This is a genomic window from Pantoea sp. X-Soil-YNGN-775 (assembly GCF_059730575.1).
In genome coordinates this window covers 1,082,451-1,106,053 of the sequence record NZ_AP035945.1, presented here as the reverse complement: position 1 = coordinate 1,106,053, position 23,603 = coordinate 1,082,451, and the positions used below count along the sequence as shown (strand labels likewise).

The 23,603-nt window shown below is 57.6% G+C and carries 26 protein-coding genes and 1 pseudogene; 12 read left to right on the top strand and 15 right to left on the bottom strand.

Annotated elements, in window-relative coordinates:
* Window positions 1-3 precede the first annotated feature (3 nt).
* From AC6I8I_RS05095 to AC6I8I_RS05075, 5 genes are all read right to left on the bottom strand, one after another.
* On the bottom strand, window positions 4-513 hold the full coding sequence (locus AC6I8I_RS05095) for a hypothetical protein (protein WP_312053608.1): 510 nt from the start codon (window positions 511-513) through the stop codon (window positions 4-6).
* Window positions 514-581: 68 nt separating this feature from the next.
* Entirely contained in the window at window positions 582-1,514 is a 933-nt protein-coding gene (locus AC6I8I_RS05090) for a cytochrome d ubiquinol oxidase subunit II (RefSeq protein WP_312053606.1), read from the bottom strand.
* A gap of 9 nt (window positions 1,515-1,523) precedes the next feature.
* Window positions 1,524-2,888 carry a cytochrome ubiquinol oxidase subunit I gene (locus AC6I8I_RS05085; RefSeq protein ID WP_312758130.1) on the bottom strand — a complete coding sequence of 455 codons (1,365 nt, stop codon included), beginning with the start codon at window positions 2,886-2,888 and terminating at the stop codon, window positions 1,524-1,526.
* Window positions 2,889-3,276: 388 nt separating this feature from the next.
* Complete coding sequence (locus AC6I8I_RS05080; RefSeq protein WP_031377295.1) at window positions 3,277-4,242, bottom strand: magnesium and cobalt transport protein CorA; 966 nt, start codon at window positions 4,240-4,242, stop codon at window positions 3,277-3,279.
* 103 nt (window positions 4,243-4,345) lie between these two features.
* Window positions 4,346-5,380 (bottom strand): DUF481 domain-containing protein, encoded by a 1,035-nt coding sequence (locus AC6I8I_RS05075; protein ID WP_046288469.1) that lies wholly within the window; start codon window positions 5,378-5,380, stop codon window positions 4,346-4,348.
* Between the two features lie 238 nt (window positions 5,381-5,618).
* Here AC6I8I_RS05075 and AC6I8I_RS05070 point away from each other — a divergent pair, with 238 nt between their 5' ends.
* The 4 genes from AC6I8I_RS05070 (at window position 5,619) to AC6I8I_RS05055 (ending at window position 7,536) form a co-directional block, all read left to right on the top strand.
* Complete coding sequence (locus AC6I8I_RS05070; RefSeq protein ID WP_031377297.1) at window positions 5,619-5,945, top strand: four-helix bundle copper-binding protein; 327 nt, start codon at window positions 5,619-5,621, stop codon at window positions 5,943-5,945.
* A gap of 167 nt (window positions 5,946-6,112) precedes the next feature.
* The gene (locus tag AC6I8I_RS05065; RefSeq protein WP_497828394.1) at window positions 6,113-6,547 is read left to right on the top strand and encodes a MarR family winged helix-turn-helix transcriptional regulator; all 435 of its coding nucleotides are present in this window, start codon (window positions 6,113-6,115) and stop codon (window positions 6,545-6,547) included.
* A 24-nt stretch (window positions 6,548-6,571) separates the two neighbouring features.
* Window positions 6,572-7,303 carry an NADPH-dependent F420 reductase gene (locus tag AC6I8I_RS05060; protein ID WP_497828393.1) on the top strand — a complete coding sequence of 244 codons (732 nt, stop codon included), beginning with the start codon at window positions 6,572-6,574 and terminating at the stop codon, window positions 7,301-7,303.
* A gap of 107 nt (window positions 7,304-7,410) precedes the next feature.
* The gene (locus AC6I8I_RS05055) at window positions 7,411-7,536 is read left to right on the top strand and encodes a hypothetical protein (RefSeq protein WP_497828392.1); all 126 of its coding nucleotides are present in this window, start codon (window positions 7,411-7,413) and stop codon (window positions 7,534-7,536) included.
* A gap of 5 nt (window positions 7,537-7,541) precedes the next feature.
* On the opposite strand, the gene AC6I8I_RS05050 is transcribed toward AC6I8I_RS05055, so the two are convergent.
* Window positions 7,542-8,138 (bottom strand): DUF1349 domain-containing protein, encoded by a 597-nt coding sequence (locus tag AC6I8I_RS05050; protein WP_497828391.1) that lies wholly within the window; start codon window positions 8,136-8,138, stop codon window positions 7,542-7,544.
* A gap of 349 nt (window positions 8,139-8,487) precedes the next feature.
* Here AC6I8I_RS05050 and AC6I8I_RS05045 point away from each other — a divergent pair.
* The 3 genes and pseudogenes from AC6I8I_RS05045 to AC6I8I_RS05035 all read left to right on the top strand — a co-directional run.
* Window positions 8,488-8,877 (top strand): annotated as a pseudogene (locus AC6I8I_RS05045) (LysE family translocator); the annotation flags it as partial.
* Window positions 8,878-9,139: 262 nt separating this feature from the next.
* Window positions 9,140-9,376, top strand: coding sequence for a DUF2171 domain-containing protein (locus tag AC6I8I_RS05040; RefSeq protein ID WP_312053593.1), 237 nt, complete (start codon window positions 9,140-9,142; stop codon window positions 9,374-9,376).
* An 887-nt stretch (window positions 9,377-10,263) separates the two neighbouring features.
* Window positions 10,264-10,413, top strand: coding sequence for a hypothetical protein (locus AC6I8I_RS05035; protein ID WP_497828390.1), 150 nt, complete (start codon window positions 10,264-10,266; stop codon window positions 10,411-10,413).
* Window positions 10,414-10,496: 83 nt separating this feature from the next.
* Here AC6I8I_RS05035 and AC6I8I_RS05030 read toward each other — a convergent pair whose 3' ends face one another.
* From AC6I8I_RS05030 to AC6I8I_RS05005, 6 genes are all read right to left on the bottom strand, one after another.
* Window positions 10,497-10,778 carry a hypothetical protein gene (locus tag AC6I8I_RS05030; RefSeq protein WP_312053591.1) on the bottom strand — a complete coding sequence of 94 codons (282 nt, stop codon included), beginning with the start codon at window positions 10,776-10,778 and terminating at the stop codon, window positions 10,497-10,499.
* 126 nt (window positions 10,779-10,904) lie between these two features.
* Complete coding sequence (norW, locus tag AC6I8I_RS05025) at window positions 10,905-12,050, bottom strand: NADH:flavorubredoxin reductase NorW (RefSeq protein WP_312053590.1); 1,146 nt, start codon at window positions 12,048-12,050, stop codon at window positions 10,905-10,907.
* A gap of 4 nt (window positions 12,051-12,054) precedes the next feature.
* Window positions 12,055-13,530 (bottom strand): anaerobic nitric oxide reductase flavorubredoxin, encoded by a 1,476-nt coding sequence (gene norV, locus AC6I8I_RS05020; protein WP_312053588.1) that lies wholly within the window; start codon window positions 13,528-13,530, stop codon window positions 12,055-12,057.
* A gap of 199 nt (window positions 13,531-13,729) precedes the next feature.
* On the bottom strand, window positions 13,730-14,095 hold the full coding sequence (locus AC6I8I_RS05015; protein ID WP_312053586.1) for a TehB family protein: 366 nt from the start codon (window positions 14,093-14,095) through the stop codon (window positions 13,730-13,732).
* Window positions 14,096-14,108: 13 nt separating this feature from the next.
* A complete protein-coding gene (locus AC6I8I_RS05010; protein ID WP_312053584.1) occupies window positions 14,109-14,342 on the bottom strand; it encodes a DUF2526 family protein in 234 nt (77 codons plus the stop codon).
* Between the two features lie 4 nt (window positions 14,343-14,346).
* Entirely contained in the window at window positions 14,347-14,604 is a 258-nt protein-coding gene (locus tag AC6I8I_RS05005) for a hypothetical protein (RefSeq protein ID WP_312053583.1), read from the bottom strand.
* A 151-nt stretch (window positions 14,605-14,755) separates the two neighbouring features.
* Here AC6I8I_RS05005 and norR point away from each other — a divergent pair, with 151 nt between their 5' ends.
* Entirely contained in the window at window positions 14,756-16,276 is a 1,521-nt protein-coding gene (gene norR / locus AC6I8I_RS05000; RefSeq protein WP_497828389.1) for a nitric oxide reductase transcriptional regulator NorR, read from the top strand.
* 344 nt (window positions 16,277-16,620) lie between these two features.
* Here norR and AC6I8I_RS04995 read toward each other — a convergent pair whose 3' ends face one another.
* Window positions 16,621-17,028, bottom strand: a complete 408-nt coding sequence (locus tag AC6I8I_RS04995; protein ID WP_031377985.1) for a RidA family protein — start codon at window positions 17,026-17,028, stop codon at window positions 16,621-16,623.
* A 138-nt stretch (window positions 17,029-17,166) separates the two neighbouring features.
* Here AC6I8I_RS04995 and AC6I8I_RS04990 point away from each other — a divergent pair, with 138 nt between their 5' ends.
* Complete coding sequence (locus AC6I8I_RS04990) at window positions 17,167-17,760, top strand: TetR/AcrR family transcriptional regulator (protein ID WP_312053579.1); 594 nt, start codon at window positions 17,167-17,169, stop codon at window positions 17,758-17,760.
* Window positions 17,761-17,869: 109 nt separating this feature from the next.
* On the opposite strand, the gene AC6I8I_RS04985 is transcribed toward AC6I8I_RS04990, so the two are convergent.
* Together AC6I8I_RS04985 and AC6I8I_RS04980 are read right to left on the bottom strand one after the other, a co-directional pair.
* A complete protein-coding gene (locus AC6I8I_RS04985) occupies window positions 17,870-19,171 on the bottom strand; it encodes an LLM class flavin-dependent oxidoreductase (RefSeq protein ID WP_089561164.1) in 1,302 nt (433 codons plus the stop codon).
* Between the two features lie 47 nt (window positions 19,172-19,218).
* Window positions 19,219-20,289 (bottom strand): iron-containing alcohol dehydrogenase family protein, encoded by a 1,071-nt coding sequence (locus AC6I8I_RS04980; RefSeq protein ID WP_316552067.1) that lies wholly within the window; start codon window positions 20,287-20,289, stop codon window positions 19,219-19,221.
* 301 nt (window positions 20,290-20,590) lie between these two features.
* On the opposite strand from AC6I8I_RS04980, the gene AC6I8I_RS04975 reads away from it, so the two are divergent.
* The 3 genes from AC6I8I_RS04975 to AC6I8I_RS04965 are packed head-to-tail and all read left to right on the top strand — an operon-like array spanning window position 20,591 to window position 23,603.
* Complete coding sequence (locus AC6I8I_RS04975) at window positions 20,591-21,136, top strand: GNAT family N-acetyltransferase (protein ID WP_031377989.1); 546 nt, start codon at window positions 20,591-20,593, stop codon at window positions 21,134-21,136.
* Window positions 21,133-22,284 carry an amidohydrolase gene (locus tag AC6I8I_RS04970; RefSeq protein WP_312053574.1) on the top strand — a complete coding sequence of 384 codons (1,152 nt, stop codon included), beginning with the start codon at window positions 21,133-21,135 and terminating at the stop codon, window positions 22,282-22,284. The genes AC6I8I_RS04975 and AC6I8I_RS04970 overlap by 4 nt, the downstream gene beginning before the upstream one ends.
* Complete coding sequence (locus AC6I8I_RS04965) at window positions 22,284-23,603, top strand: MmgE/PrpD family protein (protein WP_497828388.1); 1,320 nt, start codon at window positions 22,284-22,286, stop codon at window positions 23,601-23,603. The genes AC6I8I_RS04970 and AC6I8I_RS04965 overlap by 1 nt, the downstream gene beginning before the upstream one ends.

Below are 23,603 nucleotides of genomic sequence, written 5' to 3'. Positions count from 1 at the left end.
CTGTCAGGGATAAATCCATTGGGTGAAACGGGCCGGCGGATGATCGCCGCTGCTGACGCTGACGGCAATACGGCCGGGACTGCGCGGCTGCAGGCCAAGCCAGATGGCGTGATCCGGACCGGAATCGCGCGACGAGAAGGTCAGCCGCAGGTCGCTGCCGAGGGTAATCGCCTCCAGCGGCTGCGGCTGTAGCGTCTGAATTTGCAAATTATCCAGCGCCCCCTGACCGAGGGTGACGCTGAACCGCTCCGCCGTCGGTGATTTGATGCGGATTGTCATGTCCATATTGCTCTGAACCCGGCCAAAACGTTCATATTCCACCTGAATCGCGCCATCCGGCGACACGGCGCTGCCGTTACTCAGCACCCCTTTGGAAAACAGTCCGCACGCGCCGAGAATCACCAGCAGGATCAGGAGATACTCGCCGACGCGCTGAATCAGCCATTCACGGCGTATCCAGCGGACATTTTCTTTTATCGGGTAATCCCGACTGCTGATTTGTTCTTTTTTCACCGTTGCCTCGCCTCCTGTCAGCCACACCCACCGAACGGCACCCTGCCTAAAGCATAGCGGGCGTCGGTTTATTTACCGCGTCGTTCAATCCAGAACGACCAGCTGTGGTAAAGCAGCGTCAGCGGCATGGCAATGGCCGCGCCCACCAGCACAAATCCCTGGGTAACCGGTGATGACGCGCTCTCACTGAGGGTGAAATGGTGCGGCACTAACCACGGATAAAGGCCGCACAGCAATCCGATAAACACTGCGCCAATCAGCGTCAGCGTCACCAGAAGCTGCATCAGCGGCCGGGCGCGCCACAGCGCCAGCGGCAAGGCGATCCACAGGATGACGATCGCCACGCCAGCCACTTTACCCAGCGGGCGCTGCCAGCTTTGCTGCCAGAGGTCGGCGTTAAGATAGAGTTCGACCAGAAACACCAGCAGCGCCAGCAGCCACCACAGCCAGCTTTGCGCTTCGGCCAGCGGCTGCACCTTGTCGCCAATCCGCCAGCCGATCCAGCAGCAGGCCAGCAGTGAATAGATTGCCATTAAGCCCACGCCGCTGATCAGCGGCACCAGGCTCAGCCCATCGGGCAGGCCGCTCGGCTGCGCGCTGATGATCATTCCGCCGCACCAGCCCTGAATAAAGGTCGCCAGCGCTGAACTGCTGGCCATAATGCGGTCCAGCCAGTGACGTAAGCGGGTGCTGCTCTGGGCGCGATACTCCAGCGCCATCGCCCGCACCACCAGCGCCAGCAACATGGCGAACAGCGGCGCGCTCAGCTCACTGAGCAGCAGGCTGTAGACCGGCGGAAACAGCGCCAGCAAGCCGCCCGCGGCCAGCACCAGCCAGGTTTCATTGGCATCCCAGACCGGCAGAATGCTGTGGGTCATCAGTTCACGCTGCGGGTCGTCGTGAAACCAGAAAAACAGCATCCCCACGCCGAGGTCGGTGCCATCCAGCAGCAGATAGAGCAGCAGCGAGAGACAGATGATCAGCGCAGAAAGATCGGCCATGGCGGACTCCTAATTGGGCGTTTTCAGCTGAATAACCACCGGTTTTCCCGACGGCAGTTCACCCTTAATCCGGCGCAGCAGATAGTGTAAGCCGAGGGCGAATACCAGCCCGTAGATCAGCAGCACCGCCAGGAAAATGCCGAGAGTGGTGCTGAGCGCCAGCGGCGACACGCTCTGTGCGGTGCGCACCATGCCATAGACCGTCCACGGCTGCCGCCCGACTTCGGTCACCACCCAGCCTGACAGCAGCGCGACAAAGCCGGCTGGCGAGAGCCACGTCAGCCAGCGCAGCAAGCGCCCTGAGACCGGTAACCGGCCGCGCCAGCGCTGCACATTGGCCACCAGCGTGGTCAGCAGGATCACCCCGCCTAAGCCGACCATCAGTCGAAAAGCGAAAAACACCGGCAGCACCGGCGGGATCGCATCGGCGGGAAATTCGCTCAGACTTTTGATGTGGCCGGTAAGGTTATGCCGCAGATAGAGCGAGCCGAGATTGGGCAGGCTAATCTCCAGATGATTGCGCTGCGCCTGCTGATCCGGCAGCGCAAACAGCCGCAGCGGTTCGCCCTCGCCGGGTGCCGGCGGATGCCAGCCGCCTTCGATAGCCGCCAGTTTGGCCGGCTGATAGTCACGGGTATTTTCACCATGCAGATCGCCCAGAACCATCTGCAGCGGCACGGCAAACAGCAGAAAGGTCAGCGCACTGTTGAGCATCAGGCGCGAAGCAGCCTCAGCTTTAAAATGGCGCAGCCGCCAGGCCGCCACGCCCATCACCAGTACCGCCACGGCAATCAGTGATGCCATCACCATATGGCTGAAGCGCCACGGGAAAGAGGGGGATAGTAAGATCGAACGCCAGCTTTCGGCCAGAAACACGCCGTTCTCATCACGGCTGAAACCGACCGGCGTATGCATCCACGAATTAGCCGCCAGAATCCAGAAGGCGCTAAGAAACGCCCCGGCCGCCACCAGACAGGTCACCGCGAAATGCACTGCCGGACGAATTTTATTGAAGCCAAACAGCATTACGCCGGTCAGCGCCGATTCGAGAAAAAAGGCGATCAGTACCTCATAAAACATCAACGGCCCGATAACGCCGCCGACCTGATGTGAAAAGCGCGCCCAGTGAGTGCCGAACTGAAACTCCATTACCACGCCAGAGACCGCGCCAATGGCCACCGTCAGGGAAAAGATGGTCAGCCAGAAGTGCAGCGCATCGCGGGCGGCCTGCTGTTTGCCCCACAGCCAGCGCGCTTCAAACCACACCAGAAAAGGTGCCAGCCCCAGCGTCAGCGCCGCGAGGGTAATGTGCATGCCCATGGTCAGCGCAAACTGCGTGCGGGCAATGATTAAAACCCAGTCGCTGTCAGTCACAATCGGGCTTACCCCTGCTGCCTCGCACAGGGCGCGGTAGACGAGCGTCAGACGTTAAAAAGCGCGGAGGATTAGTCCGTTCTGTCATCGGTATTTCTCCGGATATAAATGCGTCGCCGCATATCAGCGCTGCAAATCAGCCGTGCAAATTCTATTTCGCCAGGGCGGCGGTGTTATACGATTGTATTATCAGCGTAGCGAACAAATAAAAAAGCGGCCAGTTAAGCCGCGCACCGGTTAGAGAAACAGCACCAGGCCACTCTTATTTCCACTGCAGAATAATCTGGCCTTGATGAAAGAAATGCTTATTATTCGCCTTTATTCTCGCTGCGCTTAAATAAGCCTAAGCGCAGCGCGTAAATAAGCCACTGGATAATTATCCGCAGCGTTACAGCCAGCCTGAACGGCGTAATTTCGCCCACAGCCCGCCGCAGGCCAGCAGGGTGATGCCGACCGCCAGCGGATAGCCATACAGCGACTTAAGCTCGGGCATATGTTCGAAGTTCATGCCGTACATGCTGAATATCACGGTCGGGATCACCAGTATCGCCCCCCAGCCCGCCAGCTTTTTCACCACCTCATTCTGCTGTACCGTCACCAGCGCCAGGTTGACCTGCATGGCGCTGGTCAGCATCTCGCGCATATCCTCGGCGTCGGTCACCACATGACGGGCGTGATCCTGCACGTCACGGATATAGGCCCGCAGCGGGCGCGGGATCAGATCTTCATGCAGGTGAATCAGCTGATTACAGATCTCCTCCAGCGGCAGCGCGGCATTGCGCAGCGTCAGCAGATGACGGCGCAGGGTGTAGACCGCCTGCACCGACTGACGATCAAATTCGCTTTTGAACAGATCGTTCTCCATCTGGCCGACCCGTTCATTCAGTGAGGTCGAGAGTTCCGCATAGCGATCGACAATAAAGTCGAGCAGGCAATAGAGCGGGTAACCCGGTCCGAGCTTAAGCAGCGCCGGGTTTTCTGCTGCCCGCTCACGCACCGGTGAATAGCTTTCTGACGCGCCGTGACGGATGCTGATCAGGAAATTTTTCCCGACAAAGAAATGGGTTTCGCCGAGTTCGCAGCTGTCATCTTTTGCCCGCACCGTCTTAACCACAATAAACAGCGATTCGCCGTAATGCTCAATCTTGGGCCGCTGATGGGCATAGAGAGCATCCTCGACTGCCAGTTCGTGCAGCCCGAACTCCTCTTTGATTTTCTCCATGAACGCCGGATCGGGCTGCCACAGGCCAAGCCAGATAAACGCATCCGGCTGCTTAATCACCTCACTGATTTTCTCGACATCCACCTCTTCGCCCGCACATCCCGGACGATAGACCCTGCTGCTTACGATCATCTTCTGCACTCTCCCTTTGTCGGTATCAGCAGCTTAGTCAAAGCCGTGCCGGGATCGTAAGAAAAACGGTAAAACTTTGCTGCAATCTCCCCTGCCCGATGCCTTACCACTTCACGCCCAGGCCGGTTGAGAAAGTCCCTTCGTTGAGGGTATCCGGCGTGCCGTTCACCAGGTTGCGGTGATAGCCGAGATGCAGGGTTGACCACGAGGTCAGGGTGTAACGCAGGCCGACTTCGGCATCCAGGGTAAAGACGCCATCGTCATCCAGCGAATGGCCAACGTCACCGTTGCTGTAGAGCGTGACCGATTTGCCCAACAGATAACGCTGATAGCTCCAGCGTACCGAGGCACCAAAGTGTTTCTCTTCCCGCCCGTCGCTGTAGCCATAACCAAACGCCCCGCCCAGTATCGATACCGAGAAGGAACTGAGTTCGGTATCCCACAGCTGGTAGCCCGGTCCGGTGCCTATCAGCGCCTGACGCGACAGATCTTCGACCCAGTCGCGTTTGTAGGTAGCGCGGGTTTGCCAGAAAAATTGCTCCCGGAACAGGTAATCAAAAGCATAACGCAGGCTGTAGTTGTCGGTATTGACGTCTTCATTCTCCTGCTCGCGGTTATAGGTCGCGCCGATATCGTGACGCCATTTGCCCTGCGCCAGTTTGGTATTGAGGGAGAAATTGTAATCGTCGGTTTTGGTCGAGGCTTTTTTGACCTTCATGCCGGCGTCGATGTTGCCGGTCCACGACAGCTGATCGGTGCGGACTTTGGCTTTCATAAACTCGTCGATACGCTTTACCGAGATCTTCTCTTCACGCTCATTGCGCTCCACCCAGATATAGCCGGGATCGGAGGCGGAGAGCCGGACCTGATAGCGCTCGCCGGTTTTCTTGTTTTCGACATTGACCGGATTTTCGCTCGCCAGGGTACTGACCACGTTCCAGTCGAGGGTGACCGTTCCGGCATAGGCAGTTTCTATCGCCAGTTTGCCATCGCTCAGGTAGCGCACCGTGCCGGTCAGCCGGTCGCCATTGTTCAGCCAGACGGTATCAGCAGCGGCCTGGTCTGCCCATCCGAGCGCGAGGCCGACCGTCAGTAGCGGACTGATCAGGTGTCGTATCGGGCCGATGGTGCGATGCATAGCGTTCCCTGTTAAGGCGTCGGTCGTCTTCCACGGGCAATAAGGCACCGCTGATTGAGGCTTAATAATTAAGACTATAACGGGCAGATATGCAATGCCGGTCAGCGCACACCGGCTCAGAATGCTGCCCGCGCGCTGGAATAAGCGAAGTGCGGAAAAGATGATTAACTTATTCGCTGTTTGCATAATCAGGGTTCTTTTCCAGGCTTAAACAGGCAAACCCACATAAGGAGGCAACATGAACGACGAATTTAAAAAGTGCATTGAGGCCTGTTATCTGTGTGCCGCAGCCTGCGATCACTGTGCGGCATCCTGCCTGCAGGAAGAGAACCTGGAGATGATGCGCAACTGTATCCGGCTGGACATGCAGTGTGCCAGTCTCTGTCGGCTGGCGGCGCAGTTTATGGCGCTGCAGAGCGAATCGGCCCGCCCGCTTTGCCAGCTGTGCGCCGACCTGTGTCAGCAGTGCGGCGACGAGTGCGGCCAGCACCAGCACGATCACTGCCAGCAGTGTGCCAAAGCCTGCCATCACTGTGCTGAAGCGTGCCGCCGCATGGCCGCCTGACAGCCCCGACATCGCTCCCGCTGCCCGCCTGTCGGGGGTGATGTCGGCTCGTCCCGATCCCGCAAAGGCGAAACCGCACAAATTACCTGCTGTCAGCGCTTTAAACGTGGCATCTATTACTCTACACTTTTATCTGTTGCACTAGATAATCAAACACAAGGTAAATCATGAGTCGCGAGTCACCTGCCGACATCGGCAAACAACTGTCGTTCGCCCTGTATGGCGCCGCCAGCCGGATGAACCGGATGCACAAACCTTTCCTGGATCCGCTGGGCCTGACCTTCCCGCAATATCTGGTGATGCTGGAGATGTTCAGCGAGACGCCACGCAGCGTCGGCGATCTCGGCAACCGGCTGGGCATGGATACCGGCACCATTACGCCGGTACTCAAACGGCTGGAAGCGGCCGGCCGGATTGTCCGCACCCGCGACCGTAATGATGAACGACGGGTGTTGATCACCCTGACCGCCCAGGGTGCCGCCCTGCAGCAAACCTTGTGGACGATTACCGACAGCATTAAATCTGCCTGCAACCTGTCGGATCAGGAGCTGGCCGCGCTGCGCGACACCCTGCTCGACTTCGCCCATCCGGCGCAACAATAACGCCCATCGACAAAGAGGTAACAGATGAACATCAGCATCATTGGCGCAGGTAATATCGGCGCAATTCTGGCACGCAAACTGGCCGCCGCCGGTCACACCATCCGACTGGCAAACTCACGTGGTCCTGACTCGATTCAGACGCTGGCCAGAGAAGTGGGTGCCACGGCGGTAACCCGCGAAGACGCCGTTCAGGACGCCGAAGTGATCATTTTGGCGATACCTTTCGATAAGCACCCGACGCTGGCCAGCCTGTTAAACGCTGCACCTGCGGAGGCCATCATCATTGATACCAGCAACTACTATCCGTTCCGCGACGGCGATATTGCGGCACTGCAGCAGGGGCAGACAGAAAGCCAGTGGGCCAGCGAACAGCTGCGCCGTCCGGTGATTAAAGCGTGGAATGCGGTACTGGCGGCGACGCTGGCCGAAAAAGGCCAGCCGGCAGGTCAGCCCGATCGTCTGGCGATACCGGTTGCCGGTGACGATGCGCAGGCGAAAGCCGTAGCAATGACGCTGGTCGACGTGACCGGTTTTGATGCGGTTGACGCAGGTTCGCTGAGCGACTCATGGCGTCAGCAGCCGGGTACGCCCGCCTACTGCACTGAACTGTCCCGGCCCGCGCTGATAAGCGCGCTGCAGGCGGCCGACCGCGACCGCGCGCCGCACAACCGCGATGCGCTGATCAACGAGTTCATGTCAGCCGGAGAGCTGACGCATACGGCAATCGTGGCGCGCAATCGTGCCGTCACCGCCTGAAAAAACGCTAAGCAGCAGACTCCTGCACACCGTCCGACACCGGTGAGCTAAGTTTCAGGCAGACGGGGCGGCAAAGTCGCTGTTACCGTCGATCCCTGCCGACGCCGGTGCCTCAGCAGATACTGCGATCGGTGCGGGAGGATGCCCGGGGCGCGCCGTCGGACGGCAATACTCAGCCGTGGGAGGTGATCTCAGCCACCCGGTCACCTTTCACGGCTAAGCGCCGTTTATGACATGTTTATGATAGATCGTGCAGCGCTTTGCCGAGTGGCGGGCTGAGCGTGAAGTGTGCGATGCGAATCGCCAGCCCGGCGCGTTCGGGTGAGCAGCCCATCACCCCGACAAAGCGCCGCCCACGGCCGGGCCACGGACAGAGGCGTAGCAGCGGCCAGTGCTCTCCATCGGTTGAGTACTGAATGCGCAGCGCCTCATTAACCAGCGTAGCCCGCAGCCAGAAGCTGCGCGGATCGCCGGGGAACAGGCCGGTTGACCAGTCGGATCTCTCGCGCGTCACCACACAGCCTATCGCCGGCTGGTCATCATTAAATTCAATGCCCGCCTTGACCCAGTGGGTCTCGTCATCCTGAATAAACAGTCCGGCCTGATCGTACAGCTGGCTAAACTCTGCCCTGACCTGCACCTGTACCGTGAAGTCCTCATCGATCCAGAAGCCATAAGCGTGCCCGCTGTGACGCTCAAAACCGTACCAGGTGCGCTGCCAGAAATCGCTGTTAAGCGCCGTCTCAAAGCGCAACTCATCCTGCTCAAGATGATGGACCGGCGGCGGATTAATCCAGACGCCGCCGTCGGTGGAAACTGAATCGATCGCTGTCATAGCTTCTCCTGTGAAGGTTGCACCTGTTGCCGGCTGATGCGGCCTGATTTGACCAGCATAGCGCGCTTCCCGGGGACGCGGCGACGACAGGAAGCGTATTTAATAGCGAAACGCCTTCTGGCAATAATTTAAACCCGTGCCGATACACAGCTATTCAGGCCGGGAAACAGGCGGCGCGCCCGGCAATATAATCGGTTTATTAACGCTATTTTTGGATAACAAGACATCCAGACTTTAATAAAAACCATACCGTCATAAGTCATAATCACGGTAAACGAGGCCGTGCCCCACAACGGATTAAATAAGGCGGTCACAGCCCGCAGGTTATTTTTACTCAACTTAAGCTGAAGCGGCAGCGCTCTATCATTGCGTCCTTACCTGGCAGTTCTGGCATTATGTTCCGCCCGCCATCAATATCGACCAGCAGGCGAGCCGAAAAGCGCTGATTTCGGCCTGGCTATCAGGCCTGACTATTACGCTGGGTAATCCCAAAACCTTTGCCTTTTATCTGGCTATTCTGCCACTGGTCATCTCCGTGGACAGGGTTTTACTGCACAGCTGGGCGATGATGCGGGTGCCGTTGACCATTCTGGTGCTGCTGGTGGGCACGGTTTTTATACTGGCTGCACTGCGGATTCGGCACTTTTTAACCCGCCCAGGCACCCAGCGCGTTTTGTTTCGTTCTGCGGGTATCATTATGTTACTGGCGGCCACCGGCATGGTAGCAAAATCCGTCTGAACGCCGACCGCATCTGCCTTTCAGCGCGCCGCGAGCCTGGGTTACGCCACTGGCTAGCGACAAAACCAAAAAAAACTTTGGCGCTACGCCAATCCGGACCCTGATTACCCCGCTGATTCAGTCAGCTGACAACGCCACTAATTTAACTGGCAGCAGAGTAAAATATTTCATTTTGTTAATATGCTGGCGTAATTCACCGTTAGCAACCAGGCTTAATTCGTCTGAGGCAATGACCTCACAAACGAATAAGGAGAAAATCACCATGGTAGATAAATCACAAATTTTAGACCACGCTCAGGTCGTTGATGTAAATGGTGAGCACGTAGGGATTGTTGATCACTTTGAAGGCGACGATAAAATCAAGCTGGCAAAAAGCGATCCTGAAGCGGGCGGAAAACACCACATTATTCCTTTCAGCTGGGTTAAAGAGGTGGATGATAATAAAGTCATTCTCTCTAAAGCGAAGGCAGATGTCGAAAGTGAGTGGCAGTCTGCATAGTTTTATGGCCGTGGCGCACGCCACGGCTCTGTTTTACCCGTTCACTTTCAGGCAATTAATTTCCAGGCTATTAATTTTCAGGCAATGTATCTTCAGACCGTTTTCGTTCAGTCAATCAACCTTTCAGTCAATCAGCACAAACACTCAACGTCCAGGCTAGGTTTTTCACCTCCCGCCGCCCTGAATAATTGCACTGAAAAAAATAATCCCCTCCGGCATTATTCACGCTAATTAGTCAGGCTGAGAACACACTTACTCCAGCGGCATTGTTACTGCAAGCTGACAGGTAAAATATAACTCTGCGGTGTAGATTGTTATCACCTGCGCCGCGCCGAAGCGTTGATCTGACAGGGTACAATCGTCCGGCAAAACGCCGTTATGACCGGTTCCTTATCGACTGTTCCTTATCGACTGTTCCTTATCGACGGTTTGCTTCATCCGGCGTCAGCGAAAAAGTCAGGGTGTCATAACGTTCACCGTGGCAGACAGGCAGCGATCGCGGTTCCGCGGGATGTTCAGCCGCAACAATATCGTGATGGCTGCTCCACATGCCGCCGCGACGCGACAAAATGCCGTCAATAGATGGCGGCCAGCGTGGAATGGCTGAAACGATTATGTGAAACCCGTATTAAACCTGAAACGGCATCCCCCTAACCTTCCCCGACCTCAGCCGGTCTGCACCCTGACTGAATCGTGAAGGAACTGAGCAGAGAGTTAACCGGATGGCAGATAAAAAAGGCGTAACGAGAGCGAAGCGGAATATAAAAATGCAGTAAATATCGGGAGATCGATTAGCAATGTGATCGGGCGGGAACGTTATCCATCGGAAAGCAGGCCACACCGCTCAGGCTGCGCGTCAGCGATTCGGACGGTTAAGAAAAGAGAAGATGAATGCAGCGGCCAGCCTGAAGATAAACGCGCGCCAGCCGCCGCATCTGCCGAAAAGCAGACGCCGCGCGGTGGTCGGCAAAACCCCCACCTGCCCGGCTAACTCGCCACAGCGTAACCGCTGCTTTCACTGGCGCGGCGCTGGCTGAGGCTCACATCTGAGCGGCGTTAATAGCGGATGCCCGCCGGGCAGCGCCACACTGGCGGCTTCTCAACCGGACGCAGAACCGGCTTACCCGCGCTCCATCACTTTAATCCCTTCTGCCGGCTCCCATACCACCCAGATTTGCCAGAATAAATCGTTCACCGTTTCTTTCAGCGTTTCCGGGTGAAAGCGGGTGCTGTGATAAACCGAACCGAACCTGGCATCAACGTGCGCGTCACCGTTAGCGGTACCAATATTCATCGCAAAGGAATCGCAGTTCATCGAGAGCCAGATGATGCGGGCACAGGTACAGGAGGGAGGATTGTGCAGCGTAATATGGCTCACCACTGCGTCTTCAGAACTCTTCATAACAGGACCTATTTTGTATGTTAAATGACGGCCAGAAGCCGGCAGGATCGCCTGTGACATCCGCTGCATCGCAGGTAGCGTGCAGCGGATGGCAGCAGATGAATCGTGCCGGCGTTACCGCCAGGGTTAAGTGGCTGCAGGCACGTTCAACGTCTTCAGCAGGCTGAACGCCATCTTCATCTGATCTTCACTGACCACAAAGGCGCGCAGAACCCCATCCGGGTCATACCCTTTTGCCACCAGGCCAGCTGCAGAGAACGCCATCTGCCAGTGGTACGCCGGATTCGCCGGATCGCCCGCCAGCTGCAGCGGCATATCCGGGGTTTTGACCTTGATCAGCATCGGAGGCAGCGTCAGACTGGCTGCCTGTCCGGTCAGATTTTTGGCCAGGGTCATCGCTGCCAGCGTGGCTGGCTGCAGGTAAGGCATCAGTTTTCCGTCTATCTCCGCGCAGTCGCCCAGCGCATAAATATCGGCAACCGAGGTGGCGAGCGTGCGATCAACGACAATACCCTGACGCACCTCGATACCCGCGCTTTTTGCCAGCCCTGAATCGGGACGTAAACCAATGGCGCAGACCACCGCGTCAAAACGCTTTTTCTCTCCGTTGCTGAAGGTGGCCTCAACAGAATCTGCCTGGCGGGCAAGTTCAGTCACTTCAGTCTGGAACAGCATCTGCACGCCGTTGCGGGTTAATCGCTGTTGCAGACGACCACTGATTTCCGCCGGTAGCAGCGCGGCGAGCAGGCCCGCACTGCGATCAATAATCGTCACCTGTTTACCGGCACGATTCAGATCCATCGCCAGTTCGGTGCCGATCAGCCCGGCCCCGATAATCAGCACCCGTGCCGCGTTCATCAGCTCGCTGGCGCACTGGCGATATTCCTGCTGGCTATTGAGCGTGTAGATCAATTCGCTGCCCGGCAGCGCCGGAATAATCGGCCGGGCGCCGGTGGCCAGCACCAGCTTCGCGTAAGCAAAATCGCCTGCGCTGCTCTTCACCCGGTGCGCCACCGTGTCAATCTCGCTAACCCGGGAGCAAGGATGCAGCATGATGTTCTGGCTTTCTGCCCAGTCGGCTGCCGTCTGGCGGGTTAAGTCATCGGCCGCACAGCGCATGCTGACCACATGGCTCAGTTCAGGCTTGTTGTACTCATCGCAGCTGTCGGCCGCGATTACCCGAATCGGTCGCGTCTTATCCTGCTGACGAAGGTGCTTAACCAGCTGCCGGGCGGCGAACCCGGAGCCGATAATCACAATATCTTCAGACATTGGCTTAGCCCTCGAAAGGATCAAACACTGATTTACCTAATGCGCATCCCGGGCATAAGAAATCGTCGGGTACATTTTCCCATGCGGTGCCTGGCTCGACGCCCTGATTCGGTTCACCCTCTGCCGGGTCGTAGACCCACTGGCAGACGGTACAGATCATTTTCTGATCGCTGCCTTCGCCCGCTTCAGCCATCGCCACGCCATCACGGTTTACCGCTGCGGCGGCCGCGATAGCGGCAGGCACCTGTTCATTCGCAGGTTTAGGGGCTGAGTCAGGCAGCGGAGAGAGCGCCCATTCACGGGCGATTTTGCGGCCGTGTTCGCGACACGCTTCCAGCGCGGAGAGATCGGGACGCCATTTCGCTTTAAGCGCGATGGTCATATCGAAGCCGGCATCCTGCAGTCGGGTAGCAACCCGGTCCACTGCGCCGCCGGTCCAGCCATAAGAACCGAACGCTGAGGCACGTTTATTGCGGAATTTTAAGCCGGTCATCTCCTCCAGCATGCCGGCGATTTTCGGCATCATCACGTTATTCATGGTGGAAGAACCGACCAGAATGCCTTTTGAGCGGAAGCAGGAGGTGATGATTTCATTTTTATCGTGGGTCGAGACGTTATAAACCTTCACCGCCACCCGCGGATCGGTTTCGCGGATGCCTTCGGCAATCGCGTCAGCCATCATGCGGGTATTATTGGACATCGCGTCGTAGAACAGCGTGATGCGATCTTCCTGATAATCGGCCGCCCACTTCAGATACAGCTCCACAATCTGTACCGGGTTGTCGCGCCACACCACGCCGTGCGAGGTCGCAATCATGCTGACCGGCAGGCCGAAGCCGAGAATCTCGGTGATTTTCGCGGTCACCAGGCGGGCGAACGGGGTCAGGATGTTAGAGAAGTAGCGCTGGCACTGGTCGAATAATTCGTTCTGATCAACTTCATCGTTGAACAGGTGTTCATCGCAGTAATGCTGGCCAAAGGCATCGTTACTGAATAACACCGCATCTTCCGTCATGTAGGTCATCATGCTGTCTGGCCAGTGCAGCATTGGGGTTTCAATGAAGATCAGCTTTTTGCCGTTGCCGATATCCAGTGAGTCACCGGTTTTAACAATGTTAAAATTCCATTCAGGATGGTGATGATGCCCGTTGATCGAGTCGACGCCGTTTGCCGTACAGTAGATCGGGGTACCGGGGATCAGCGCCAGCAATTCGGCCAGCGCGCCACAGTGATCTTCTTCGGCGTGGTTAATAACGATGGCATCGATTTTTTTCAGATCGATCTCTTCTGCCAGGTTTTTGACAAAATCGGAGCGGAACCGGAGATCAACCGTATCGATCAGCACCGTCTTTTCTTCACGAATCAGGTAGCTGTTATAACTGGTGCCACGCTGCATTTTGTACTCTTTACCGTGAAAATGTTCGACTTCCCAGTCACGTTTGCCAACCCAGGAAATGTTATTTTTAACATGGATGTTCATCAGAAATTCTCGCAGTGTAAGTGATAGTCCCGTATCCCTTTGCATCTGCCGTGCCAACTTTTAACGTATTGTTTTTAATAGAATTAAATAAGCATCATTGTTTTAAAGACATGCACTGAAATTGTTTAACGTACAATTAATTGTTTTAATGACAATGCCGCAGGCAATAAAAAACCCGCCGTAGCGGGTCGGGTGATGATTAATTTTTTGACCGGGGCGGGATATGCACCTCGCGCTCAAATCCGTTGCCGGTTAAGGCGACATCCGGATCGGCAAAAAAATCAATATTGAAGCGGGTATCGTCGGTTAAAAGCTCAATCCGATGCCAGTATTGCGGCGGGCTGATACCAAACTGCCCGGCGTTAATCGTGACTTCCATTTCGTGAGTTGTCTCATTTTCACTGGCAAAGCCAAAATATTTTACCGCACCGCACATTACCGAGAGACGGCCATAGACGCCTGCGCGGGTGTTGTGATGAGTTAACAGTGCTTTTGGCACGTTTTCCCGATTCCAGAACGGCGTGGAGCGGGTATGAACAAAATGTTGTGGGATGGTCTGGGTCATAACAAATCTCCGGTTAGCCAATGATTCCGCCGCGAGTAAGCCAGATACGGCGCTGTTCAGCGAGTTCCTGTTTTTCGGTGCTGTGTTTAAACACCGCCATCCGCAGGCGCTGTTGCTGGCTATAGCGCTCTTCCCGGCTCAGTTCGGGATCTTCACTCAGCGCACACAGCAGCGTATTCATCTCGCGAATGACGTTGTTGGCTAAGGCAGCCTCAACCGCCCTGTTCACCTCTTCTCTATGGTTCATGGCATTACCCCATATAAGTATTAAGCTGTTGGAGCAGCAGTGCGCCTGCAACGATAAGCGACACCGGCGTGTAGGGAATATCTAAATCCACCCAGGCTTTGCGTCCGTTATACACCGTTTCGAAATGTAGCCGGTCCGGGGCACTCTGGCGGTAGGTAAATACCGGTCCCCGCGGACCGCCGAAGGCCGCCCAGCGCAATGAGTTGGCGGCGGTTTCGAGCTGTTCTGCGGTAAGCAGGTGCGTTGTTTTCAGGTCGGACATGATTTTGCTCCAAAAAAAAGTCTCTGTGTGAGATAGAGCAAACTTTGTGCCATTTTTTAAGTGCTTGATATTACTGGTCAGGGCAACGTGTTATTGTTTTTGAAACAACGCAAAACCTTGTTATTAAGACAACCCGTGTTCAGGTGACTATATGGCTTTATCTGTTGAAACGCTGGCTGGGCTGGCGGTGGATATTCAAAAAGGCGTAAGCGGCCGCGACCGTTTTAGCCAGATGATTAAGAGTATCCACACCGCGCTGCGCTGCGACGCTACCGCGCTGTTACGCTATGAAAAACAGCAGTTCAGACCGCTGGCCACCGCCGGCCTGGCACCTGACGTGATGGGACGACGGTTTAAACTTGATGCCCATCCCCGGCTTGAGGCGATCGCCCGCGCCGGTGATGTGGTGCGTTTCCCGGCCGACAGCACGCTGCCCGATCCCTATGACGGCCTGATCCCTGAACAGAGTGAATTACATGTGCATGCCTGCGTCGGGATGCCGCTCTTTTCAGGACAGCGGCTGATCGGGGCGCTGACCCTCGACGGCATCAACGCCACCCAGTTTGATAATTTTAGCGATGAAGAGCTGCGCGTGCTGGCAAGCCTGACCGCCGGTGCGTTAAATAATGCCCTGCTGATGGAGCAGTTAGAAAAGCCGGCTTCCTCTTTTACCCCGCTGCCCTTCCGGCCTGAAGAGGATCGGGAGATGCAGATCATCGGTGAATCTGCCTCGCTGCTGCACCTGAAAAAAGAGATTGGCGTGGTCGCACCCTCTGACCTCAGCGTGCTGATCATGGGCGAAACCGGCACCGGCAAGGAGCTGATCGCACAGGCGATTCACCGCCATTCTCATCGCGCGGCCCGGCCGCTGATCTATCTCAATTGCGCTGCGCTGCCGGAAACCGTGGCGGAAAGTGAGCTTTTTGGTCACGTAAAAGGGGCCTTTACCGGCGCGATTCACGATCGTCCGGGTAAGTTTGAGCTGGCGGACAAAGGGACTTTATTTCTGGATGAGATTGGCGAACTGTCGCTTTCGCTGCAGGCCAAACTGCTACGCGTGCTTCAGTACGGCGACCTGCAACGGGTCGGCGAGGATAAAGCGCTGACCGTTGATGTACGCATTATTGCTGCTACCAACATGGATATGCGTAAAGCGGTGACCGAGGGCCGATTCCGGGCGGACCTGTTCCACCGCTTAAGCGTGTTCCCGCTGTTTGTGCCGTCGCTGAATGAGCGCCGCGACGACATCGTGCTGCTGGCCGGTTACTTCTGTGAGCAGTGCCGGATGAAGTTCGGACTGATGAGCGTGGCCCTGAGTCCGGCGGCCAGCAGCCTGCTTGAAGCGGCGGACTGGCCAGGCAACGTTCGCGAGCTGGAGCATGCGATCTATCGGGCGGTGGTTATCGCTCAGGCCGAATCGCCGACCGGTGAAGTGATCCTGTTTCCCCAGCATTTCAGCTTCGAGAATCAGGCGCCGCCTGAGTTACGATTGAGCGAATCGGTTAATAGCCTGCCAATGATGAGCCTCAACGACGCCACCCGTAAATTCCAGCATGACTACATCCGTCACGTCTATGAAAGTAATGGCAAAGTCTGGGCCAGAGTGGCGCGCCAGCTGGAGCTTGATCCCGGTAACCTGCATCGTCTGGCCCGCAAGCTGGGCCTGAAATAGCGATAACGGCGGCTGAGGGAGTGCGGTTTTCCTACTCCGGTGCCTGCCAGCGCGCCTTGCCGGGACGGCGCGCTGTCACAGCCATAGCCGCTGCTGCTGCTGTTGTCGTTGCCACTTTTGCCGCGGTTGCAACACAGCCCCCCGCCTCGCCCTGAAAGATTTGCTCCGCATGCAACACGTTATCGCTGTTGCTGTTAAAGCAAAACGCGTCATCCGCCTTTGGCCGCAACCGTACAGATGATTTATCGCTGAATATCGCACCGATCAGACTGCCGGCTTTGTCGTAGCCGGCTTTATCTCTCCCGCTGAAGCGGCCTCTTTTTACAACCGCTCGGCCGGCTGACTCAGTGGTTATCCGCCGCTTCAGGTACCCGTGCAATCACTTTGATTTCAAAATCAAAGCCCGCCAGCCAGTTGACGCCGACCGCCGTCCAGTTCGGGTAAGGCGCCTGCCGCCATATTTCATTTTTAATCGCCAGCACCGTGGCGAACTGGTTTTCCGGATCGGTATGAAAGGTGGTGACGTCTATCAGATCATCCAGCGTACAGCCCGCTGCGGCCAGCGTGGCTTGCAGGTTACGAAACGCCAGTCGGACCTGCTCAGCCAGTTCAGGTTCAACCGAACCGTCGGCGCGACTGCCAACCTGTCCGGAAACAAACAGCAAATCACCGGATTTAATCGCCGCAGAATAGCCATGCTTTTCGTATAGCGCATGACGCCCTGCCGGGAAAATCACTTCACGCTGCATCATAAAATCGCCTTATTGTGGATTGACGTGACGGCGCATGAAAACCACGCCCCCGATTCAGATACGAACCGTATATGAATAAATCATGCATACGCCCCGTATGTCAATTAATATACGCAGCGTATCAACGAGGGAGGAAATATGGCTGCAGGTCGTCGTGCTGAAACCATGAAACAGAATCGCAGTAAACTGATCTTTGCTGGCCGCAAGGCCTTTGCCGAGCGGGGATTCGCCGAGGCATCAATGGATGACCTGACGGCCAGCGTCGGGCTTACCCGGGGCGCGCTGTACCACAATTTTGGCGATAAAAAAGGCTTACTGGCTGCGGTAGTGGCGCAGGTGGACAGCGAGATAGCGCTGCGTGCCAGAGACGTTGCCGCCGCCGCTGATACCGCATGGGAAAAGCTGATGCTGGAGGGGGCCGCGTACATTGAAATGGCGCTCGACCCGGAAGTGCAGCGTATCGTATTGCTTGATGGGCCGGCCTTTCTTGGCGATCCCACCCGCTGGCCCAGCCAGAATGCCTGCCTGGAAGCCACCCGCAGCGCCTTAGCGCAAATGGCGGCGAGCGGCACGCTCAGGCCGGTCGATGTGGAAGCTGCGGCACGCCTGCTCAACGGCAGCGCATTTAATGCTGCGCTCTGGGTGGCAGCCAGCGATAACCCCAGACAAACGCTGCCCAAAGCAATTGAGGCGTTCAGGCTGCTGGCAGGTGGATTGCTGTCGGCAGGTTAAGGCCGGTTCCGCAATAGACCGGCGACCTGAGCCGCCGGGTTTAACTGTTTTCCCGATGATCCGGCGGAGTGGATAGCGCCTCGCCAGCGTAACCGATCGATCCTTGCCGTTACACCACGGGCAAACCCAGGTTCTCGCGTAGCGTGGCAAACGGGTAATCGTCACGGAACAGCCCACGGCGGCGCAGTTCCGGGATCACCCGTTCGACAAACAGGTCGAGCTGTTCCGGCATGATGGCGGGCATGATGTTAAAGCCATCCGCGCCGCCCTGTTCCAGCCACAGCTGGAAATCATCAGCAATATCCTGCGCGGTACCGACAATCACCCGGTGCCCGCGTGAACCCGCCGCAATGGCTGCCAGCTCACGCAGCGTCAGGTTTTCACGTTTTGCCATTTCGGTCATCAGCTTAACGCGACTCTGATTCCCTTCACCCGGCGGCACCTCCGGCACCGGACCATCCAGCGGATACTGGCTGAGATCCATGCTGAATCGCAGCGAAAGCTGACGCAGCCCATTATCAATATCCACCAGCGTATTCAGCTCCTTCCACAGCGCCTGCGCCTCTTCGCGCGTGCGGCCGACAATCGGCATCACGCCAGGCATGATCACCACATGATCCGGATTACGTCCGGCAGCAACCACCTGCTCTTTCTGGCTGCGGTAGAAGGTTTGCGCTTCCTCAAGGCTGGCGGCGGCGGTGAAGATCACCTCTGCGGTCTCAGCCGCCAGCTTCTGACCATCGGCAGAGGAACCGGCCTCAATAATCACCGGACGCCCCTGCGGAGAACGGGTGATGTTAAGCGGGCCCTGTACCTGGAAATGCTCGCCCTGATGGTTGATCGGCTTGATTTTGTCATCGACAAAATATTCACCGGTCTGCTTGTTGGGCTGAACCGCGCCCTCTTCCCATCCTTGCCATAACTTGTTGGTGACCTCGAGGAACTCGCGCGCCCGGGCATAGCGTGCGGCGTGGTCGGGCATATCGCTGCGGCTGAAGTTACGGGCAACATCGTCTGAAAACGAGGTCACGACGTTCCAGGCTGCGCGCCCCCGGCTGATGTGATCCAGCGATGAGAAGCTGCGCGCCAGGGTAAAGGGATCGCTAAAGGTGGTAGAGGCGGTCGCCGCCAGGCCAATGCGACGGGTATTGACCGCCAGCGCGGAGAGCATCGTCAGCGGTTCCAGTCGGGCCATGGTCGACGGCAGTCGGTACATGCTGGTTGCCAGCGCATCGCCGACAAAAAACAGGTCGAACTTACCCGCTTCCGCTTTTTTGGCGAGGGTGATCAGCCAGTCGATGTCCGTGGGATCGCCGAGCTGCTGGGTCAGACGCCAGCCGCTGACGTGTTGTCCCACCGGCTGAACGAAAAGACCGAGTCGCAGGCGACGTGATGATGTTGGCTGTTGCATAAAAGATTCCTGGTCGGTAAAGGTGAAAAGTCGGGCCGCAGCCCGGCTTAAACAAGGTGGTCAGTCGCCAGCAGTGCCTGCTCCAGCGTCGCCGCGGTCAGGGTAAACGGCAGGCGTTCTGCACTGGCTTGGGGAAACTTAATCTGCTGCGCGAGAGTGTGCAGACGTGCAGCGCGATCGCCACTCAGGGCCGGCAGCGTTAGCGGCATCGCATATTGACGTAACAGTGCCAGCAGCCCGGCATCAGGCTCACCGTGATGTTCAATCAGCGACTGCACCAGCAGGCTGTACCCGACTTTCTCGCCGTGCAGCCAGTGGTGCAGCTCCGGCTGGTGGGTCAGTTGATTATGAATGGCATGGGCAACGCCCGGCGTAGGCAGCACGTCACGCACGCTGTTCGCCAGTCCGGCCAGCACGATACTGGCATCAATCACCCTGACCAGTGCCGGCGTGACCTGCTGCTGCTGGTTGGCTGCCACCGCCGCGTCACCCCACTGCTGAAAGGTCTCCAGCGCCCGCCGTGCGGTCATCACTTTAAGCTCCAGCGCCAGGTCGTCCGGGTTGTGACGCTGATACGGCTGGAATTCGTAATATTTTGCCAGCGCATCAACAATGCCCGCTTTCAGGTAACGCACGTCGCTGCGCGCGATCACTTCGCTGTCTACCAGCACCAGCTCGGGCATTTTCCCCAGCGGCTGACTGCGCAGATGCTCTCCCCGATCGCTGTAGATGATGGCAAGCGGCGACCAGGCGGCGCAGGTGGCGGCCAGGGTGGCGAAGTTAACCAGCGTGACGGCCGGGAGCTGGCTGGCTGCGGCTTTGGCGGCATCCAGTACCCGTCCACCGCCAATCGCCAGCAGCAGCTCAGCCCCCTGCTGTTCGGTATTGTGTTTTAAGTGGGCGATCGCCTGTTCAGTACATTCACCGGGTAAATACTCCAGCTGCCAGCTAATTCCGCTAGCCTCAAGACTCTGGCTTAATTCCGGATTAACCGCATGCCAGGCGTGCGGCGAGGTAAATATACGAATATGCGTGGCGTAAGGTTTAATAAATTCACCGGCACGGGCGCGTAGGCCAGCCTCATGCGCGTAGGCGCGCGGAGATTTAATCGCTAACACGTTTCTATCCTGTTTATAGGTAAGGCCGGTTACAGGTAACGCCGGTTTATAAGGGAGGCTATAACCGATAAAGTTAATTTATTACATGGAGTTAATGGCGTTTTGTTATAGCGGCATTTGTTTTTTTCATACTACGGCAACCACCGATTTAAGCAATCAAAAACCGGCCAATTCAATTTCACAAATAGGCATTAGGATAGTTATTTTTCAGATATAGCCACCGGGTTTTAACTGTTAATCTCATTTACCTTAAACGCTGACTTAATTATCCGCCCGCCGGGTGGCTATTCCGGGAAATATTATGCAACTCGACTTTCGTCAGGTGAGGGCAGATGAAATCACTCTCTATCTGGCGCTGATGCACGCCGCTTATGCGCCGGTAAAAGCACTCGGCATCCATTTCGATGCCGCCACGGCCGATCGGGATAAGGCGCTGCGCCATCTGCAAAGTCACGGAGTTTATGCGCTGTATGCCGACGGTGTAATGGTCTCCTCAGTGACCCTGCGTTATCCCTGGGGGCCGCTGCCCGGTCCGTTTGGCCTGCCGCACATCGGCTGGTTTGGCGCGCATCCGGACTATGCTGGCCAGCATTTCGGCCGGCAGATTCTCCATCGGCTGGAGCAGGAGATCCTGATTGGTCAGCTGCGCGCACCGGCCGTCTCTCTCGGTACCGCCCTCAGCCATCCGTGGCTGCAACAGCTCTACCTCAAGCGTGGCTTCCAGCCGATGCATACCACTGACCTCGGTAAAGGCCACATCACCCTCTATATGAAGAAAGTGCTGGATGAAGCGGCACACCATGCCTGGCTGAGCCGTCAGGTACCACCACAAGGGAACATCGCATGAGCACCTTAGATCAGGCGGCGCTGGGCGAACGGTTGATCGCGTTGCGCCATGAACTGCATCGTTTTCCGGAACTGTCGAACCAGGAATTTGAAACCACCGCCCGCTTGCGGCAGCAGCTGGAGCAGCATCAGATCCGCATCCTCGATCTACCGCTGAAAACCGGCCTGGTGGCGGAGATAGGATCGTCATCGGGACCGCTGGTGGTGCTGCGATCTGATATTGATGCGTTGCCGATTGAGGAGCAGTCCGGCGTCAGCTTTCGATCGGAACGTGCTGGAGTCATGCACGCCTGCGGCCATGATTTCCACTGCACCGCGGCGCTCGGTGCGGCAATCCTGTTAAAGCAGCAGGAAGCCAGCCTGTCCGGCCGGGTGCGCATTTTTTTCCAGCCGGCGGAAGAGACGGGCCAGGGCGCGCCAGCGGTGATCGCTACCGGTGCCCTCGCCGATGCGCGGGTGATTTTTGGTCTCCATAACGATCCCTCGCTGCCGGCGGGAGTGATCGGCAGTAAAGCGGGTCCGCTTACCGCCGCAGTAGATCGCTTTGATATCAGCATTACCGGCATCGGCAGTCATGCGGCCAAACCCCATCAGGGTAACGATCCGATTGTTATTGCGGCGCAGATTGTCGCCGCTGCCCAGACGCTGATCAGCCGTAACGCCCCGTCCGCCGATAACGCGGTGGTCTCGATTACGCAGATTCACAGTGGCAGCACCTGGAACGTCATTCCGGAAGGTGCCTGGCTGGAGGGGACGGTGCGATCGTTTTCGCAGCCTACCCGCGAACGGCTTGAGCAGCGCTTCCGTACCCTGGTGGCGGGCATCGGCGCGGCGTTTGATGCGCAAATCAGCTTTAACTGGCAGGCCGGACCGCCGTCCGTGGTGAATGATGCCTACTGGACAGAGGTTGCACTGCAGCAGGCCAGCGCCAGCGGATTTGAAGCCCGGGTGGTGGAAGCCAGCCCGATTGGCGAAGACTTTGCCTTTTACCAGCAACAGCTGCCCGGCGCTTTTATGATGATCGGTACCGGTGAACCCTATGCGCTGCATCATCCGGCATTTCGTATTAATGATGCCGTGCTGCTGCCCACCGCACGCTATCTGGCCGATCTGGCGCGGACAGCTCTCACACTGCCGGAGCCGTCCTGATGAGCGGGACCGCCGCGCTGGCTGAGCGCATCGTCCACAGTCAACCGGATGCGCGGGCACGCGACCACGCGCGACAAGGGATAGCCGATTTTCTGGCGGTGAGCTGGCCGGTGTTACAGGGTCAGGTGCCTGATAGCGGCTTACCGGCGCTGCGTACCGTCTACGGTGATGGCGGCATCCGTTCGCAGGCATTGCTGCTCGGCTACGCCGGTCATGCGCTCGATTATGATGATTTCCATGCCGATTTCCGCGGTCACCCCAGCGTGGTGATCCTGCCGGCGCTGTTTGCCTGGCTGTCAGGCCAGCCCGCCGCCAGCGTGGAACAGTTCTGTGATGCCTATGTGGTGGGGGTGGAAACGGCCGGCCGGCTGGGACTGGCGGCCAGCCAGCAGCACTATGCGCTGGGCTATCACAACACCGCGACGCTGGGCACCCTTGCCGCCGCCGCGGCGCTGGCTCGTTTCCTCGGCCTGTCCGCTGCCGCCACCGCCAGCCTGCTGGGGATCGCGGCTACCCAGGCCAGCGGTTTACGCGCTCAGTTTGGCTCGGCGGTAAAACCGCTGCATGCCGGCCTGGCGGCGGAACGTGCGGTGACCTCGGCCCAGCTGACGCTGGCTGGCATGACGGGCCGACCAGAAAATGTGATTGAGTCCTTTCTGGCCGCCAGCAGTGATGGCCAGGCGCAGCCGGAAAAGTTGACGCAGAACTGGGGTCAGCCCTGGCGTATCAGCGCCCCCGGGCTGGAGTTTAAGCCGTTCCCGACCTGCGCCGGTACCCACAGCGCGGCGGAAGCGGCGGGTCTGCTACGCCAGCAGTGGCTGTCCAGCGGCCAGCCGCTTGATGCACTGCTGCGCCAGATCGTGGCTATCACCGTCGCCTTTCCGCCCGGCGGTGACATTGCCGCCCCGGTCACGGTACCAGTCAACGGTATCGAAGCGCGCTTTAGCCTCGAATATGTGATTGCCGCGATGTTGATTTACGGCGATCTGCGGTTGTCAGATTTTGCCGAAGGCGATGTTAATCCGGAGATTATGCCGCTGGCCGCCCGCGTTCGCCGTATGCCGGATCCTTCTGCGCCGCCGGATGCCCTCAATCCGGCACAGCGCTTTCACCGCGTGACGCTGTCGCTGGCGGATGGCAGCACACGGCATCAGCAGCGCACGCGGCAGGAATCGCTGGCGGAGGGCGTTGATGTCGGGCGTAAACTGCGACTGGCACTGGGTGACAGCTCACCGGAACTGCTGGCGCACAGCGCGCTGCGCTCAACCGCCGATTTGCAGGCAGTGACAGACGCACTGCTGCAAAGTCTGCGGCCATAG